The organism is Arthrobacter sp. 2RAF6 (assembly GCF_052115205.1).
Classification (GTDB): domain Bacteria; phylum Actinomycetota; class Actinomycetes; order Actinomycetales; family Micrococcaceae; genus Arthrobacter.
Genome location: NZ_JBFRGF010000016.1, coordinates 1 through 16,582 on the forward strand (window position 1 = coordinate 1; position 16,582 = coordinate 16,582).

A 16,582-nucleotide genomic window follows, 5' to 3' on the forward strand; every position below is an offset into this window, starting at 1 on the left:
CATCGGCTACTACGACAAGAAGGACATCACCCTGGACGAACTCACCGCCCAGATGGCCGGCGGCGCGGAACTGGCCGAACTCGCCCACGAACTCGAACAACTCGGCGGACACACCGAAGCCCTCAAGGAAGTCCAAGCCGAAGTCGCCGAAGTCACCGACGCCGCATACGAAAGCAACGCCAAGCGCCACTGAGCGCAAAAGTTCACAACCTGATGGAGCAACCATGGAAATGCTAATAGCCGGAAACTGGCGCGGTGCCGCCGACGGCAGGACCGAGGAAGTCCGCTCGCCATTCGACGGCCGGACCATCGACACGGTTCCTGTGGCGACGGTCCAGGACGCCCAGGCCGCACTTGACCGGGCCGAAGTCGGCGCCCACCTGCAAAGGACAACGCCGGCCCACGTGCGCGTCGATATCCTCCTGCGCGCAGCCGCCCTGGCGGATGAACGTGCCGAGGATATTGCCCAGACTATTAGCGCCGAATCCGGCAAGCCCATCACGGAAGCCCGGGGCGAGGCCAGCCGCTCCGGCAACATCATCCGCCTCGCCGCCTACGAAGGGAGCCAGCTGTACGGCTCCACCCTTCCGCTCGACGCAAATGCCGGGACAGGCTTGGACAAGATCGGCTTCACCTTGCGGCAGCCGGTGGGCATCGTCGTCGCCATCACTCCGTTCAACTACCCGGCCCTGCTGGTGTTGCACAAGATAGCACCCGCGCTGGCAGCCGGTAACGCCGTCGTCCTTAAACCCGCCCGCGCAACGCCGCTGACGGCGCTGAAGCTGGCGCAGTGCTTCGTCGACGCCGGCCTGCCGCCTGAGGCGCTGTCCGTGATCACCGGACCCGGCAGCTCCCTTGGCGACGTGCTGGTGACTGACCCGCGGGTCCGCAAGGTGTCCTTCACCGGCTCCACCAGCACCGGGACGCACATCAGTTCGATCGCGGGAGTGAAGAAGCTATCCCTCGAGTTGGGGGCCTCATGCCCGGTGATCATCCTGCCGGACGCGGACCTCGAACTCGCCGCGACCGCAGTGGCTGCCGGAGGCTACGTCAACGCCGGCCAGGTGTGCATTTCGGTGCAGCGGGTCATCGTTGACCGTCGCGTCGAGAAAGACTTCCTGGACGCGCTGGTCCCGAAGGTCGAAGCGATCGCCGTGGGCAACCCGAAAGAAGAGGACACCCGGCTCGGTTCGCTGATCTCCGAAGAGGAAGCCTCACGCGTCCACGCATCGATCCAAGAGGCCCGCCATTCGGGCGCCCGGGTCCTCACCGGCGGTGACCGTGACGGCGCCGTGGTGAGTCCCGCCGTCGTCGCCGGCGTCGACCCCCGGTCTGCGCTGAGCCGGAACGAACTGTTCGGACCCGCCGTCGCCGTCTCGTCCGCGCAGGACATGGAAAGCGCCATCGCCATGGCGAACGACAACGAATACGGCCTGGGTGCCGGCATTTTCACGGGCGACGTCGCCGGAGCGGTCCAGGCCATGCGGCAGATCGACGCCGGCAACATCCACATCAACTGGTCGCCGCTGTGGCGGGCCGACCTCATGCCCTACGGCGGCTTGAAAGGCAGCGGGATCGGCAAGGAAGGCGTCCGCTCTGCTGTCCAGGAAATGACCGAAGAGAAGACGGTCGTCCTGCACGGGCGCCCCTGGTAACCACGACAACGGGAATAAGGCAATGACCACACCATCGCAGACCATCAGGCTCACCACGGCCCAAGCGGTCATCAAGTACCTGTCCGCACAGTATTCGCTGGCCGACGGCGTCCGCCGCCGCCTCGTCCCCGCAGCCCTCGGCATCTTCGGCCACGGCAACGTGGCTGGCCTGGGACAGGCATTGGACGAACTGGCCGAAGACATGCCGTTCATCCAAGGCCGGCATGAGCAGTACCTGGCCCATATCTCCACCGCGTATGCCAAGGCGAGCCGTCGGCAGGCAGTCCTCGCCGTTACGGCCTCCATCGGCCCGGGCGCGCTCAACCTGGTCACCGCCGCCGGCCTGGCAACAGTGAACAGGATTCCGCTCCTGCTGCTGCCGGGTGACACCTACGCCACGCGTCACCAGGGCCCGGTGCTGCAGCAGCTGGAACACCCCACCGAGGCTGATGCCACGGTCAACGACGCGTTCCGCCCTGTATCGCGATTCTTCGACCGGATCAACCGCCCGGAGCAGCTCCTGACCGCGCTTCCGCAGGCCATGCGCGTTCTCACGAGCCCCACGGACACCGGTGCCGTGGTCCTTTCGCTGCCCCAGGACGTACAGTCCCACGCCTACGACTTCCCGGCCGAATTCTTCGAGCCGCGCGACTGGAAGATCCGCCGGCCGCTGCCGGACCTGGAAGAGGTCGACGACGTCGCCCGGCTCATCCGTTCGGCCGAGCGTCCCATGATTATCGCCGGCGGCGGCATCCACTACTCCGACGCCCACGCGGCCCTCGAGGCGCTGGCAGGACAAACGGGAATTCCGGTCGTCGAGACCTTCGGCGGCAAGGGCGCCGTGACCAAAGACGAATGGTGGCAAGTGGGCGGCGTCGGGTTGGAGGGCAACTTCGCCTCCAACACCCTGGTCAAGCAAGCGGACCTGGTCCTGAGCATCGGCACCCGCCTCACCGACTTCGCCACCGGCTCGCAGTCGATCTTCGAAAACCCGGATGTCCGATTCGCGTCTTTGAACATCGTGGACGCCGATACCCGCAAGCAAGGTGCCACCGGCATCCTGGCGGACGCACGCCTCGGCCTGGAAGCACTTGCCCGGGCCTTGGAGGGCCACAGCACCAGCGAAAACTGGCAGGAGACGGTCCATTCCGAGAAGGCAAAGTGGGCCCCGATCCGGTCCCAGTGGCTCGACGCCGACACTGCCTACCGCCCGGAAGACCACCCGGACGCGCCGGTCACCGGAGCCGTCCTGACCCAGCCGCAGCTGATCGGACTGATGCAAGAGCACGCCCGCTCCGGCGACACCATCATCGCCGCGGCAGGAGGACCTCCCGGTGACCTGCAAAAAGTCTGGGACGCCACGGGCAACCGCAATTGCCACTTGGAATTCGGCTTCTCCTGCATGGGCTACGAAATAGCGGCCGGCATGGGCGTCCGCTTGGCCGAGGGCAACAACGACAACCGCGTGGTTACCTTCATCGGTGACGGCACGTTCCTCATGGCACCCACGGAAATCCTCACCGCGGCCCAGGAGGGCCTCAACGTCACGGTTGTCGTCTCCGAGAACCATGGCTACCAAGTCATCCACCGCTTGCAGATGAACCGCAGCGGCAAGGAATTCGGCAACGAGTTCCGCTACCGCACTACCGGTGGCAGCGTCGCCGTCGACGACGCCCCCAAGGCACGGCTCGATGGCGATTACCTCAAGGTGGACCTGCGGCAGATCGCCGAAGGCCTGGGCGCCCTCGCCATCCGGGCAACCACTGCGGCAGAGGTCCGGGAAGCGCTGGCCTCCACCCGCGACACCCAAGGACCCGTTGTGATCGTGGTACCCACGGTCCCGCACGTGGATCTGCCCGGCGGAGACGTCTGGTGGGACGTAGCCCCGGCAGAAGTGTCCGGACAGGAATGGGTCCGCACCCTCCGCGCCGATTACGAGCAGGCAAAGAGCCGCCAGCGGTGGTTCGGATGAGCCCGTCATCAGCGAGCGGCGGCAACCGCGACGGCGGACCGCTCGACGGCGGTCAGCTGCGGCGCCGCTTGGCCGCCGGAGAGGTGACCCTGGGGACCTTCGTTGGCATGGCTTCGGCCACCGCGGTGGAAGTGTGTGCCGCCGCCGGCGCGGACTGGGTGCTGGTGGATCTTGAGCACGGTTCCGGCGGTGAGGATGCCGTGCGCGACGGTGTCCTTGCGGCCGGAAGCTACGGCGTCCCCACCATTGTCCGCGTGGAGAGCGGGGAACGGATCCGCATCGGTCGCGTCCTGGACCAAGGCGCGGCCGGCATCATGGTGCCCCGCTTGAACACCGTTGAGGAAGCCGGCCAGACCGTGAAGCACATGCTCTATCCGCCCTACGGCGACCGCGGCGTGGCAACGTACAACCGCGCGTGCCGCTGGGGCATGGACCGGGTTCCGTTGAGCGCAGACCAGCAGTCGGCCGTGGGAATCATCCAGATTGAGACCCTCGACGCGCTGGAGCACGTTGAGGAGATCGCGGCGCAGGACGGCGTGGATGTCCTCTTCGTCGGACCGATGGACATGTCCTTCGCTTTGGGTGTGCCGATGCAGCTGGACAGCAATGCCTTCCAAGAGGCATTGCAACGGGTGATTGATGCCGCGCAACTGCACAACAAAGCGGCCGGCATCCTCGCGGTGGACGGCATCGCGGCAGCCAAGTACGTCCGTCAAGGCTTCCGGTTCGTGGCCATCGGCTCAGACTCCACCATCATGGCGGCGGCGTTCCGCGACGCTTTTGACACCGCCCGCAACTGACAAGAATTTTCAACGAGAAAGGCATTAACGTGAGCCAAGAATCCCCCACAGTCGGTGTAGGCCTTATCAGCGTCGGGTGGATGGGAAAGCTCCACTCGCGCGCCTACCAGACGGTCCCGTACGCCTACCCGGAGCTTGGCTTGACCACCAAGCTGGTCATCGCGGCGGACACGGCACCGGACCGCGTGGACTACGCCCGCGATGTCCTCGGCTTCGCGGAAGGAACCACCGACTACCACGATGTCCTGAACCATCCGGACGTGGATGTCGTTTCGATCTGCGCCCCCAACTTCCTGCATGCCGAAATCGGTATCGCAGCGGCCAAAGCCGGCAAGCACTTCTGGATCGAAAAGCCCGTTGGGCGTGGCTACGAAGAAACCGCAGCCGTGCAGGAAGCCGCTGTGGAGGCCGGCGTCGTGACCTCCATCGGCTACAACTACCGGCATGCCCCCGCAGTAGAGCACGCCAGGAAGCTCATTGCGGACGGGCGCCTCGGCCGTATCACCAACGTCCGCGCGGTGTTTTTCTCCGGGTACGCGTCGGAGCCCAACGGCGCCCTGTCTTGGCGCTTCGACCGGAAACTAGCCGGGACCGGCGTGCTGGCGGATCTGTTCAGCCACGCAACGGACCTGTGCCAATATGTAGTTGGGCCCATCGCCGAGGTAACCGCGCTCACAAGCACGGTCTACACGCAGCGACCCAAGCTGGCGATGGGGTCGGGGACGCACTTCGCGGTGATCGAAAACGGTGAAATGGGAGAGGTCGAGAATGAGGACTACGCTGCAGCGCTGGTCCGCTTCGGCCCGTCCGCCCGTGGGGCAGGCGCCGTCGGCACCATCGAATCCTCGCGCGTTGCCGTTGGACCCGAATGCGGTTACCAGATCGAGGTCTACGGGACCGAGGGCTCGCTCAAATGGGACTTCGAGCGCATGAACGAACTCAAGGTCTGCTTGGGCCGGAACAACGACGAGCAGGGCTACACCACGGTCAACGCCAGCCCCCGCCACGGCGACTACGCACACTTCCAGCCAGGTCCCGGCAACAGCATGGGCTTTGACGACCTCAAGGTCATCGAAGCCAAGAAATTCCTTGTCGCCGTCACTGGAGGAGCACAGGAAAACTCCAACATCCACGATGCCGCCTCAGCTGCCGCAATTGTCAGCGCCGCTGAAGCTTCGTCGCTGTCCGGTCAATGGCAGAAGATCGAGGAAATCCACGGCACCACGGCAGCGCGGGCCTAACGATGGCACCTCCATCCGCCCGGCGGCCAACGATCATGGACGTGGCCGAACGCGCCGGCGTTTCCAAGTCGTTGGTCTCACTCGTGCTGCGCGACTCACCGCGCGTCAGTGACGAACGCCGCCAGCGGGTGCTCAAGGCTGTTGAGGAGATGGGCTTCGAGTTGAACCTCGCAGCCCGGTCCCTGGCAACACGGGACAGCGGGACCATCGGTGTGCTGGTCAGCGATATGCACAACCCGTGGGCCTTTGACGTCGCCGACGCCGCACGGACCGTACTCGAAGAGGCCGGGCACACTGTCCTCTTCAGTGCGGTCACGGCGGCGGGCAGGGGAGTGGACCAGTCCATCCTCCAGGCCTTCCGGGACTTGCGGGTCGCTGGCCTGCTCGTCGTCGGAACGGTGCCTGACAAAGCACCGTTCAACCGTGCCGTTTCCGGCGGGGCTGTGGTCTTTGCCGGTGGGGGACCGGACTACATCGATACTGCCGATATCGTCCGAAGCGACGATGCCCTTGGCATGTCCATGGTTGTTGAGCACCTGATCGCCCAGGGACACGAAAACATCGTGCACCTCGGCGGCCTTGGTGGCTCGGTTGGCCGGGAACGCGTGGACGGGTATTCGGCAGCAATGGAAGAGCACGGGCTGGCCCGCTACATCCGCGTGGTCGATGCCGACTTCTTCCAGGAATCCGGCTATGTTGCAGCCCAAAGGGCACTCGGCTCCCGCTCCAAGCACCAGCGCCCCACCGCGCTGGCCTGCATCAACGACCTGGCTGCTTTTGGTGCCATGACAGCTGCCGATGAACGTGGCGTCGAAATAGCCGTCACCGGTTATGACAACATCGCGCTGGGTGCCATGCCGCGCCTGGGACTGACCACTGTTGACCCGGACAGCTCCACCATTGGCGTCACAGGGGCCAAAACCCTCCTGGAACGCATCCATGGTGAGGGCAGCGGATTCGTCCACCATTCCGTCACGCCCCACTTGGTCGTGCGGAAATCCAGCCTCCTGGGCCTTTAGAACACACAGGCCTCGAGAAACGCTTCTAGCAACACCGATAACAGCGCCATTTTCGGCGCAGCCCCATACCTCCACATCTTCAAGGATGACGATGGCTTCCATAACCACACCCCAAATCTTCGTCGCTCTCGGCAGCGTTGAGCCCGACCTGGTGGAACCGCTCCTGTCCGAGCACCAGCGACTCATCCAGGACCCCACCGCCGCGGATCTGGCGAACGCCGACGCGGCAATTGTCAGGGCCGCCTACCGCGTGGACCGGGAACTGTTGGACCGCATGCCGGCGCTCAAAGTCATCGCCCGGACCGGCGTGGGAACCGAACTCGTGGACGTCGCCGAGGCCAATCGACGCGGAATCCCGGTGGTCATCACGCCCGGAACCAACACCGCCTCGGTGGCCGAAGGCGTGTTTGCCCACCTGTTGGCGCTCGTCAAGAAGCTCTCTCCACTGACCGCGCTGGTCCGCGAGGGACGCTGGGAGCAGCGTGCCGCCGTCGGCGTCGGAGACCTCGAGGGATTCACGCTCGGCATCATCGGCTACGGCCGCATTGGCCGCCGGGTGGCGCGTATCGCCGAGGCCTTCGAGCTGAAGGTCCTGGCCTACGATCCTTTCGCCGATATCCCCGCGGAGATCCGCTGTGACACCGTGGAGGAGCTCCTTTCACGCAGCGACTTCATCACCCTCCACGCGCCCCTGACACCGGAAAACCATAACCTCATCAACGCGGACCGCCTCAAGGTGATGAAGCCCGGAGCGGTCCTCATCAACTGCAGCCGGGGCGGCCTCATCGACCTCGACGCCGCCTACGAGGCACTGCGGTCGGGACAGCTTTCCGGGCTCGGCCTGGATGTGTACGAGCCCGAGCCGCCTGCGCACCACCCGCTGTTCGACCATGAAAACGTTGTCCTGACTCCTCACCTGATGGGATTCACCCGTCAAGGCATGGCCAACACCGTCAGGGACGCCGCCCAAGGCGCGGTTGACGTCCTCGCTGGCCGGACGCCCGCCGCGGTGGCTGCGCCATGACCGGCCCGAAGTTGGGCACGACCCCGTCAAACCGCCAAAACCAAGCCAAGGCCAGCCTTCTCCGGGCAGCCCTTTAGAAAGGACCCCTCCACATGTCCACTGATCGACCCCTCAAAGTTGCGTTGTTTGGTTCCGGCCGCATCGGGCAGGTCCATGCCCGGAATATCGCTGCCCACCCGGACCTGGAATTGGCGTGGATCGCCGACCCCTTCATTGAAGGAGCCCGCACGTTGGCGGCCGGGACCGGCGCTGTCGCCGTCGAGTCAGCCGACGAGGTTTTCGCGAACGGTGACCTTGACGCCGTCGTGATCGGCTCGCCGACCAGCACTCACGTGGACCTCATCTCGCGCGCCCTGGCGCAAGGCGTGGCTGCCCTCTGCGAGAAGCCAATCGACCTCGACATCGAACGTGCGCTCGCTTGCCGCAACACCATCGAAGGTATCAACGCAGGCATCAACACGCCCCTCATGCTCGGGTTCAACCGGCGCTTCGATCCCCACTTCGCGGTCATCCAGTCGCGTGTCGCAGCCGGCGAAATCGGGCGCCTCGAACAGCTGACCATCATCAGCCGCGATCCTGCGCCTGCGCCGGCCGCCTACATCGCCACTTCCGGCGGGATCTTCCGGGACATGAGCATCCACGACCTGGACATGGCTAGATTCTTCGTGCCGGACATCATCGAGGTGTCTGCCACCGGCGCCAACATGTTCTGCGACTACATCGAGGAAGCCGGGGACTTCGACTCGGTGGTCATCACCCTTCGGGGCCGCGACGGCGAGCTGGTCACCATCACCAACTCCCGTCACAGCGCATACGGTTACGATCAGCGATTGGAGGCGTTCGGCAGCGAGGGGATGCTCAGCGCAGGCAACGTCACCCCGACGACGGTCCGCAAGTACGGCGCCGCGGGCACCGAAGAGGCGGACGCCTACCTGCCGTTCTTCCTGGAGCGTTACGCCGAGGCCTACCGGAACGAGCTGGACAGCTTCGCGAAGGCCATCCGCTCAGGCACTGCCTGCAGCCCGGGATTCGACGACGGCCTGCAAGCACTCGCCCTGGCGAACGCGGCCGAAGAATCCGCCCGTTCAGGCCGCGCCGTCAGGATCGAAAACCCAGTCAAGATCGGGCAGCTGTAGCCATGCCACTTCTCCAGGACAAAGTCATCCTCATCAGTGGAGGCACCCAAGGTTTGGGGGCCGGCGTCGCACGACGCGCAGCTGCCGAAGGTGCGGCCGGCATCGCGGTCACCGGGAGGAACGCGGACTCAGGTGTTCGGCTCGCAGCTGAGATCACAGCCTCCGGCGTCGAAACCCGGTTTATCAAGACCGATCTTGCCGACGTCGAACAGGCCCGCAACTCGGTGCTTGAGACGATCAACGTCTTCGGGCGTCTCGACTGTGCGGTAAATGCGGCCGGGCTGACGACCCGCGGCACCATGCTGGACACCACGCCCGAGCTCTTCGACGCGCACGTCGCGGTGAACCTGAAATCGCCGTTCTTCATCATGGCCGAAACCATCAAGCATCTTTGTAGCAAGGGTGTGCCAGGAAGCATTGTGAACGTCATCTCCATCGCCGAACTCGGCGGGCAGCCGTACTTGGCGCCGTATGTGGCAGCCAAGGCCGGCCTGGCCGGAGCAACCCGCAATGCCGCACATGCGCACCGCTGGGACAAGATCCGGATCAACGGGCTCGACATCGGCTGGACCGCCACGGACGGCGAAGCCGAAACCCAGAAGAAATTCCACGGCGCGGGGGACGACTGGCTCGACAAGGCCAACGCGTCCGTCCCCATGGGAAAGCTCGGACAAGTGGACGAGATCGCTGAATTCATTGTCTTTCTCCTCTCCGACCGGAGCGGTGTTGTCACAGGCTCGGTCATCGACTGGGACCAGAACGTATACGGAGGATCAGATTGAGCACCATCACCAACCGCCTTGCCGCAGCACCCATCTCCTGGGGCGTCTGTGAAGTCCCCGGATGGGGCCACCAGCTCGAGGCCGACCGGGTCTTGTCCGAAATGACGGCCCTGGGGATCAGCGCCACCGAGTTCGGCCCCGCCGGATTCCTGCCCGAGCAGGCCGCCCAACGCGCGGAGGTGCTGAAGCGGCACAACCTCCAGGCCATCGGCGGATTCTTCCCCGTCATCCTGCACGATCCGTCCAAGAACCCCTTGGATGTTGTGTCGGCGGAGCTGGACGCGTATGAAGCTGCCGGGGCCAGCGTCATGGTCCTCGCCGCGGAGACCGGCGTCGCAGGTTACGACCAGCGCCACGAGCTCGACGCCGAAGGCTGGGAGCTGTTCGGCAGGAACCTCGACGCCGTCGTCAAGGCAGCCGCGGACAAAGGTATCCAGGCAGTGGTCCATCCGCACGTGGGAACCATGATCGAAAGCACATCGGATGTTGACCGGGTCCTGAACGACACTGCGGCAAACCTGTGCCTCGACACTGGCCACCTGCTCATCGGCGGCACCGATCCTGCCTTGCTCGTTCGCGGTTACGCTGCCCGCATCGGCCACACCCACCTGAAGGACGTGCGAACCGCCGTCGCGCAACGGGTCCAGGCCGGGGAGATTTCCTATACGGACGGCGTCAAGGCAGGGATGTACGTGCCGTTGGGGCAAGGCGACGTCGGCATCGCCGGAATCGTCCGGGATCTGCTGGACGCCGGTTACGAGGGCTGGTTCACCATGGAGCAGGACACCATCCTCGACGCCGAACCTACCGACGACGGCCCGGTCCGGGATGTCCGGCAGTCCGTGGCCTTCCTGCGTCAACTCGAAACGGAAATCAAGCGATGAGCGCGGTCCGCTGGGGAGTGCTGACCACGGCACGGATCGCCCAGGGCAGGTTCCTGCCAGCCATGAGCCGGGCCCGGAACGCAGTTGCATCGGCAATCAGCAGCCCGAACGGAAAGGCAGCCGAAGTTGCAGAGCGCTTCGGCATCCCGGCCGCCTATTCTTCCCACGAGGAATTGCTGGCCGATCCAAGCATCGAAGCCGTCTACCTGCCCTTCCCCAACTCGCTGCACGCCGACTGGATTGTGGCAGCCGCAGAGGCTGGAAAGGACATCCTGTGCGAGAAGCCACTTGTCGCCAACACCCACGACTATCGCCGGGTGCTGGAAGCCTGCGAACGCAACGGCGTGAACCTTATGGAAGCGTTCATGTACCGCTTCCACCCCCAGCACCAGAAGGTCCGTGAGTTCATCGACTCTGGCAAGATCGGCGAGTTGGTGTCCATGCACGCCCGCTTCCACTTCGTCATGGACCGGAGCGAAGGCGAGGTCCGTCTCCAGCCGGGAATGGACGGAGGTGCGCTCAACGACGTCGGATGCTACGCCGTCGACATCATGAACATGGTCATGGGCCGCGCGCCGCAAACCGTCTACGGCAAGGGCACGAGCCGCACGGACCCGGTGGAAACGACCATGGCCGCGATCCTGGACTATGGGGACGTCCTGGGAACGCTGGACTGCGGTTTCGAGGGCCCGCGCACCAACACGTTCCAGATCATCGGTACGAAAGGCCAGATCACCCTGGACAAGGCCTTCGACCCGGATCCGGGTGAAATTGCCCGCGTTACCGTGTCATTCCGCGACGGCCGGACTGAGTCTGTCGACATCGGGGAAGACCCGTTCAAGACCGAAATCGAACGGTTCAGCGCGTGGGTGCGCAACTCTGGACCCGAACTCGTCCAGAGGGAATTGACCGAACAGAACCTGGCCGTCCGCCTGGCGCTCCAGGAATCACTCGCCACCGGTTTGCCGCGCGATGTCAACGACGTGCATGCCGTGGAGCACCACCTACTACAGGAGCAGTAATGACCATCATCAACCATTTCATCAGCGGAGCCGAGGCTGCAGGCAGCGGAACGGGCACCAAACCCGTCTACAACCCGGCCACGGGTGCCGTGACGGCCGAGCTTCGCCTGGCCAACCGCTCGGATTTGGACACGACCGTTGCCATCGCCAAAGAGGCGGCGGCGTCCTGGGGCGACATTTCGCTGGCCAAGCGCACTACAGTGCTGTTCAAGTTCCGTGAGCTTGTCGCCGCGCATGTGGACGAACTCGCGGCCCTGATCACCGCCGAACACGGCAAGGTCCTCAACAACGCCAAGGGCGAGATCGGCCGTGGCCTGGAGGTCATCGAGTTCGCTTGTGGCATCCCGCAGCTGCTCAAAGGTGAGTATTCGGACCAGGTCTCCACCGGTATCGATGTTTTTTCGTTCCGGGAGCCCGTAGGCGTCGTGGCGGGGATTACCCCGTTCAACTTCCCCGTCATGGTGCCGCTGTGGATGGCTCCGATGGCGATCGCCACCGGCAACGCCTTCATCCTCAAGCCTTCCCACCGCGTGCCCTCGGCCGCGATGCTGCTGGCGAAACTGTTCCAGGACGCCGGCCTGCCCGACGGGGTGTTCCAGGTCCTGCACGGTGACCGCGATGTCATTTCCGGTCTTTTGACGCACCCGGACGTGGACGCCATTTCCTTCGTGGGTTCCACCCCTGTTGCGAAGCACATCCTTGAAGTGGCAACGGCCCACGGCAAGCGGGTCCAGGCCCTGGGCGGGGCGAAGAACCACGCGATCATCATGCCCGACGCCGACCTGGACAACGCTGCCGACCACCTGACCGCAGCGGCGTTCGGTTCGGCTGGCCAGCGGTGCATGGCCATCTCGGTAGCGGTCGCCGTCGGCGATGCCGCCGATCTGCTGGTCAAGAAGGTCGAAGAACGCGCCCTCGACGTCAAGGTCAAGAACGGCACCGAAGCCGACGCCGACATGGGTCCCGTGATCAGCCCCGAGTCGCGCGAATTCATCGTCAAGACGGTGACCGAGGCGGAGCAGGCCGGAGCGGCGATGGTCGTGGACGGCCGCGACCTGGTGGTTCCCGGGCACGAGGACGGTTTCTGGGTCGGCCCCACCGTGATCGACCACGTCAAGACCGAAATGAGTGCCTACCAGGAGGAGATCTTCGGACCCGTCCTCGTGGTGGTGCGGGTAGAGGATCTGGATGAAGGCATCAGGCTGATCAACGCCAATCCGTACGGCAACGGCACCGCGATCTTCACCTCCTCGGGAGCCAGCGCCCGGAAGTTCCAGCGCTCCGTGGACGTCGGCATGATCGGCATCAATGTGCCCTTGCCGGTTCCCGTGGCTTACTACTCCTTCGGGGGTTGGAAGGCCTCGCTGTTCGGAGACAAGCACATCTACGGTCCCGAGGGCGTGTCCTTCTATACCCGAGGCAAGGTCATCACGTCCCGCTGGCCCGAACCCACCCACGCTTCGGGAGCGTCGTACAACTTCCCGTCCAACTAGCCGCCTCTCTCCCTCCCAACTGGCTCGCAGTACTTGTCGTTTTGCGCCCGTATAACGACACCAACTGCGAGTTAGTTGGGTCGGCGGGAGTTTCGAAACAGTGGCAGGATCGAAGCATGACTGTGTCGTTCACATGCCATACGCATATCGGAATGGAACCCGGGGAACTCTTCGACCTCGCCCGCAACGTCGACGCGCACGTCGGCTCCATGGCCAAGTCCCGGGAACGTGCGGTTGCCGGCGTCGTGTCCGGACTGCTCTCTGAAGGCGACGAGGTCACCTGGCAGGCCTGGCATTTCGCTGTACCCCTGCGGATGAGCAGCCGCATCACCCGGTTTCGCTTCCCTGATTCGTTCACGGACGAGCAAGTGCGTGGTCCCTTCCGCTTCTTCCGGCACGTGCACGAGTTCCTTCCCGACGACGGCGGCACGCTCATGATGGATCGCGTCGAGTTCGCGGCGCCCTTCGGCGTCGTGGGCCGGTTTGTCGAGAAAGCTTTCCTGGGGCGATACCTGCGGAACCTCATCGAACAGCGCAACGAATACCTTGCCCGCAACGGGGCAGCCGCATGATCAGAGCGGCCCGCGCGGACGAACTGGAACGGCTTCGCGGGATCGAATTCGCAGCAGGGGAGATCTTCCGCTCTTGCGGAATGGACGCCATCGCAGACGACGAGCCGCTGACCGTCACGGAGCTGGCGCTGTACCAGGCGCGCGGAGGTGCTTTGGTCTTTGCCGACGCGTCAGACGTTCCCGTGGCCTACCTCCTGATTGAACACCTCGACGGAAATGCGCACGTGGAGCAGTTGAGTGTCCACCCATCGCATGCGCGGCAAGGTCTCGGGAGCGAGCTGCTGAACGTCGCGGAAAAGCGGGCACACGCCGAGGGCTTGGAGTGGCTGACCCTGACCACTTTCCGCGACGTTCCGTGGAATGCGCCCTACTATCGCAGGCTCGGTTTCGAGGAGCTGGACCCGGAGATGTTGGACGACGGACTCCGGGGCATCCTGGAGTGCGAGGGTTTGGTGGGCCTGGGCCGTTGGCCGAGGATCGCCATGCGACGGCGGGTCAGGTCAATCCTCACCCAGGAAATTTCTGTCAGTCTGTATTGACAGGCTCGTTTTGTCAGTTCAAACTGACAGCATGAATGGTGATGAGCTGACTTCCCACATCCGGGCGACGGACCCGGCAATTGGCCTCCGCGCCGTCGGTGCCCTGCATCGCCTGGCCGAAAAAGTCGAGGCCACCAACGTGGCCCTTGCGCGGGAGCAGGGTTGGTCCTGGGAGCAAATCGGTGATGCCTTGGGCGTCTCCAAGCAGTCGGTCCACGCCAAATACGGAAAGTGAGCCTGCCATGTTTGAACGATTTGCCGGCGAAGCCAGAACCGCTGTCCATGCCGGCGCCGAGGAAGCCAAGCGCCGTGGAGACCGGAGAATCGGCACGGACCATTTGCTCCTGGGATTGCTCCACGATCCGGAGAGCTGCCAAACTTTGGAGACCGACCTTGAGTCGGCCCGCGCCCAGCTCGATACCCTCGACCAGCAGGCGCTTGCAGCCGTTGACGTCACGCTGGGGGACTTCGGCCCCCTGAGTGCGCCCAAGGGAAGCAGCCGGACCACCTTCACCTCGGCCGCCCGCTCAGTCATTCAGGACTCCCTGATTCTGACCACCCGGGAGAAGGCCCGCAGGATCACCACGCGGCACCTCTTGCTCGCACTGCTGGAGCGGCAGCAACCGGATCCGGCCGCCGTCCTGCTCCATAACCTGGGCGTGGATACGGCGGCACTGAAGGCCCGGCTGCAGAATCCGGGACCCGGCACTGAGTGAGACGGCCGAACCACGGCGGATCGGTAAACCTTCACCCGAATGAACGACAGCCGGGTGAATCTCGTACTATCCCACAGGATCACGTAGCCGTTCGAGTGTGAACGGGGCGGTCTGCGCTTACGTTGTTTTTGTTCTCAGACATAAGAGAGTCACTTGTGAAGAAAGATGTGCCAGATCTAATCGGGGTGCCTTCGCGGAAGTCTGCTGTCCTAGTGGCGTTTGCCGTGGTTCATGTACTTTTCCTATTCTCCCGCGCATCGCTGGCGGAGAAACATGTGGAGATGTGGGCCTTTACCACTGCATGCTTGGGTGGTTTGTCCTCTGCAGCATGCTTAACCTTTGCGCGTTGATCGCGCTACTCAGGACCAGGGCAGCTCGGTACGGCTGGCAGTCAGCCAATTTCTGGATCTCATTAACCGCGATTCTTGGTCCCTGGGTTTTCTCACGTGTGGACGGTGTCTCAGCCCCAATTGTTGTGATGGGTCTGGTGCTCGCCTCGACTCGTCGCTCTGGCTTCCGCCCTACTCTCCGTAGCGACATGGATCAAGGTTTGGCCGGCCGGTGTGGTTCTCACTTTGGTGGTGTCGAGCAAAGCGTGGGTCCGAATTATCGTCGCTGGCGTCGCCGCATCTGCAGTCATTGTCCCTGGCGTCGTGGGGGGTGGTGGAACAGCCAACCTGCTTGGATTCATCCAGGCCCAAAGGGGACCGGGGAATGCAGCTCGGAGCACCACTCACTACGCCCGGTTTGTGGCAGGCAGTTCTCCACCTTGGAACGCATATTCACCCAAACTTTGCCATCTCTACGATGGAAATCCAAGGATCCGCGTTGACTCATCAAAGATGCCCGCGTAGCGGCATTCGAAGAATCATCTGAGAATGCCCGCGTAGCGGTGTGTCCGCCGGGCCGGTGTCTGCCGGTTCGGCATGGTGAGCCATGGAGCTTTCGATGGGTGAACGCAGGGCCGTCACGAAGGCAATCGCGACCCGGTACGCGAGATCGGGCCGGGGAGCGAAGAAGACGATTCTGGATGAGCTGTGCGCGACGACGGGCTGGCATCGGGATCACGCGCGCAAGGCCCTGCGGCGGGCCCTGGTGCTGCGGCCGGTCCGGCCCAGGACTCCGCGGCCGCCGCTGTACGGGGAAGCGGTGATCGAGGCGCTGAGGTTCTGCTGGGCGGTGCAGGGCACCCCGTGCGGGCGCCTGCTTGCCGCGGCCCTGCCGGATCTGGTGCCGCGGCTGCGCCGGTTCGAGGAACTCCGGGTCGATGACGGCACCGCGGCTCTGCTGCTGAAGATCGCCCCTGCCACGATCGACCGCCGGCTCAAGGCCGACCGGGCAAAACTGGATCCGCGGGGCCGGTCTCATACCAAGCCGGGAACCCTGCTGAAGGACTCGATTCCGATGCGGACCTGGGCCGAATGGGACGATGCCCGGCCCGGGTTCGTGGAGATCGACCTCGTCGGCCACGAAGGCGGGAATTCGAAGGGGGAATTCTGTTTCACCCTCGACATCACCGACATCGCGACCGGCTGGACCGAGACCGTTTCGGTGAAGAACAAGGCCCAGAAATGGGTGTTCGCCGCCATCAAGGAGGCCACCGCGAAGTTCCCGTTCCCGATCCTGGGCATCGATTCGGATTATGCCGAGGAAAACGCTAAGCCGAGGAACTGCTCCGGGGGCCATGCCAGGCGGGGAACGCGGATTCTTTCCTCGGCTTAGTGATT

General features: G+C 64.3%; 16 protein-coding genes and 1 pseudogene. All 17 read left to right on the top strand.

What is annotated here, in order from left to right; all coding sequences use genetic code 11:
• Positions 1-193, top strand: a pseudogene (locus AB4Z38_RS12880) (sugar ABC transporter ATP-binding protein); the annotation flags it as partial.
• Positions 194-224: 31 nt separating this feature from the next.
• The gene (locus tag AB4Z38_RS12885; RefSeq protein ID WP_441430078.1) at positions 225-1,655 is read left to right on the top strand and encodes an aldehyde dehydrogenase family protein; all 1,431 of its coding nucleotides are present in this window, start codon (positions 225-227) and stop codon (positions 1,653-1,655) included.
• Positions 1,656-1,677: 22 nt separating this feature from the next.
• Positions 1,678-3,627 carry a 3D-(3,5/4)-trihydroxycyclohexane-1,2-dione acylhydrolase (decyclizing) gene (gene iolD / locus AB4Z38_RS12890; protein ID WP_441430079.1) on the top strand — a complete coding sequence of 650 codons (1,950 nt, stop codon included), beginning with the start codon at positions 1,678-1,680 and terminating at the stop codon, positions 3,625-3,627.
• The gene (locus AB4Z38_RS12895; RefSeq protein WP_441430080.1) at positions 3,624-4,427 is read left to right on the top strand and encodes an HpcH/HpaI aldolase family protein; all 804 of its coding nucleotides are present in this window, start codon (positions 3,624-3,626) and stop codon (positions 4,425-4,427) included. Before iolD ends, AB4Z38_RS12895 begins: the two co-directional genes overlap by 4 nt.
• A 29-nt stretch (positions 4,428-4,456) precedes the next feature.
• Entirely contained in the window at positions 4,457-5,668 is a 1,212-nt protein-coding gene (locus AB4Z38_RS12900) for a Gfo/Idh/MocA family protein (RefSeq protein WP_441430081.1), read from the top strand.
• A 35-nt stretch (positions 5,669-5,703) separates the two neighbouring features.
• Complete coding sequence (locus AB4Z38_RS12905) at positions 5,704-6,687, top strand: LacI family DNA-binding transcriptional regulator (protein ID WP_441430161.1); 984 nt, start codon at positions 5,704-5,706, stop codon at positions 6,685-6,687.
• A 91-nt stretch (positions 6,688-6,778) separates the two neighbouring features.
• Positions 6,779-7,711, top strand: a complete 933-nt coding sequence (locus tag AB4Z38_RS12910; protein WP_441430082.1) for a hydroxyacid dehydrogenase — start codon at positions 6,779-6,781, stop codon at positions 7,709-7,711.
• Between the two features lie 92 nt (positions 7,712-7,803).
• On the top strand, positions 7,804-8,847 hold the full coding sequence (gene iolG, locus AB4Z38_RS12915; protein WP_441430083.1) for an inositol 2-dehydrogenase: 1,044 nt from the start codon (positions 7,804-7,806) through the stop codon (positions 8,845-8,847).
• A 2-nt stretch (positions 8,848-8,849) separates the two neighbouring features.
• Entirely contained in the window at positions 8,850-9,629 is a 780-nt protein-coding gene (locus tag AB4Z38_RS12920) for an SDR family oxidoreductase (RefSeq protein WP_441430084.1), read from the top strand.
• Positions 9,626-10,513 (top strand): sugar phosphate isomerase/epimerase family protein, encoded by an 888-nt coding sequence (locus tag AB4Z38_RS12925; protein WP_441430085.1) that lies wholly within the window; start codon positions 9,626-9,628, stop codon positions 10,511-10,513. The genes AB4Z38_RS12920 and AB4Z38_RS12925 overlap by 4 nt, the downstream gene beginning before the upstream one ends.
• Positions 10,510-11,535 carry a Gfo/Idh/MocA family protein gene (locus AB4Z38_RS12930; RefSeq protein WP_441430086.1) on the top strand — a complete coding sequence of 342 codons (1,026 nt, stop codon included), beginning with the start codon at positions 10,510-10,512 and terminating at the stop codon, positions 11,533-11,535. Before AB4Z38_RS12925 ends, AB4Z38_RS12930 begins: the two co-directional genes overlap by 4 nt.
• Entirely contained in the window at positions 11,535-13,028 is a 1,494-nt protein-coding gene (locus tag AB4Z38_RS12935) for a CoA-acylating methylmalonate-semialdehyde dehydrogenase (protein ID WP_441430087.1), read from the top strand. Before AB4Z38_RS12930 ends, AB4Z38_RS12935 begins: the two co-directional genes overlap by 1 nt.
• A gap of 116 nt (positions 13,029-13,144) precedes the next feature.
• Positions 13,145-13,600, top strand: coding sequence for an SRPBCC family protein (locus AB4Z38_RS12940; protein ID WP_441430088.1), 456 nt, complete (start codon positions 13,145-13,147; stop codon positions 13,598-13,600).
• Positions 13,597-14,139: a GNAT family N-acetyltransferase gene (locus AB4Z38_RS12945; protein WP_441430089.1), complete on the top strand. Its 543-nt coding sequence runs from the start codon at positions 13,597-13,599 to the stop codon at positions 14,137-14,139. The genes AB4Z38_RS12940 and AB4Z38_RS12945 overlap by 4 nt, the downstream gene beginning before the upstream one ends.
• Before the next feature lie 31 nt (positions 14,140-14,170).
• A complete protein-coding gene (locus AB4Z38_RS12950) occupies positions 14,171-14,374 on the top strand; it encodes a hypothetical protein (protein ID WP_284754422.1) in 204 nt (67 codons plus the stop codon).
• Between the two features lie 7 nt (positions 14,375-14,381).
• On the top strand, positions 14,382-14,855 hold the full coding sequence (locus AB4Z38_RS12955) for a Clp protease N-terminal domain-containing protein (RefSeq protein WP_441430090.1): 474 nt from the start codon (positions 14,382-14,384) through the stop codon (positions 14,853-14,855).
• Positions 14,856-15,803: 948 nt separating this feature from the next.
• Positions 15,804-16,577: a hypothetical protein gene (locus AB4Z38_RS12960; protein ID WP_441430091.1), complete on the top strand. Its 774-nt coding sequence runs from the start codon at positions 15,804-15,806 to the stop codon at positions 16,575-16,577.
• The last annotated feature ends 5 nt before the right edge of the window (positions 16,578-16,582 follow it).